We start from the raw sequence: 965 nt of genomic DNA, 5'->3' as shown, positions 1-965 counted from the left end.
TACTTGATCGACCGCGCCTGCTTTTCGCTGATCTCTGCGGTGAGCAGGTCGCCGACGATGCGTTGAGGCTCGTGCTGGCGCTTCACGGCGGTCGTGATGATCTCGTCGAAGGCGGCCTTCATGCCGTAGAGCTTGAGCTCGCCCATGGTGGTCAGTATCGCGGAACGCTCCATCACACAGCTCTCCTGAGGGTGTCGTATCGGGCGCAGTCGGCGGTGGGCTCGACGGCGAGCCGCAACGCTTCGGGCGTCATGATCGTGACCGGCGGCGCGGGGTCCCGGCGCCGGGCGAGGATGTTCAGCACGACGTCGGCCGAGCAGACGCCCTCACGCAGCGTCTCGGCGCAGGCGGCCTCGACCGCGGATAAGCCGTCGCTCAGCACCGCGGCCAGGATTGCGACCATCTGACGGTCGCCGTCTTCAACGGTCGCGAGCTTGCGTCGAACCTTCTCGAGCCCGGCCGGCAGCACCCAGTCCTTGAACGGCGCTCCGTTCCTGAGCGCGCCGGGCTTCCGCGCCAGCACGGGCACGTAGTGCCAGGGATCGAACACGGTCTGGCCGCGGCCGAAGCAGCGCGGGTGGTCGCCGACGATCCGGCCGTCCTGGCGTAGTTCGATCCGGTCAGCGTAGGCGCGGATCTCCACCGGACGGCCGATCGCGCTCGCGGCGACCGAGTACTTGTTGTTGTCGAAGCGGACCAGGCAGGTCTTGGACACCGACGCCGGCACGGCGTGGAAGCCGTCGAACCGCCCGGCATAGGGAACGAAGCTCGGGCGCTCCGCCTCGAACGCCTCCCACACGGTCTGGTCCGCGAACTCGGGATGACGGTGCGCCTTGGCGTACGAGATCGCCTGATCGAGCAGCCAGGCGTTCAGCTCCTCATAGCTCTGCGCCCGGACACGGGGCGTGAAGAACCGCTCGCGCACCAGCCCGACCTGGTTCTCGACCTGACCCTTCTCCCAGCCC

The 965-nt window shown here is 68.2% G+C and carries 2 pseudogenes; both read right to left on the bottom strand.

What is annotated here, in order from left to right:
- Positions 1–173: pseudogene (locus tag ACFOWB_RS26715) on the bottom strand (IS21-like element helper ATPase IstB); the annotation flags it as partial.
- A 5-nt stretch (positions 174–178) separates the two neighbouring features.
- A pseudogene (locus ACFOWB_RS26710) lies at positions 179–965 on the bottom strand (Mu transposase domain-containing protein); the annotation flags it as partial.

This window comes from Chenggangzhangella methanolivorans (assembly GCF_042648545.1).
GTDB classification, from domain to species: Bacteria; Pseudomonadota; Alphaproteobacteria; order Rhizobiales; family Methylopilaceae; genus Methylopila; species Methylopila methanolivorans.
Note: the sequence above shows the minus strand (reverse complement) of the source record. Positions and strands in the feature narration are given on the sequence as shown.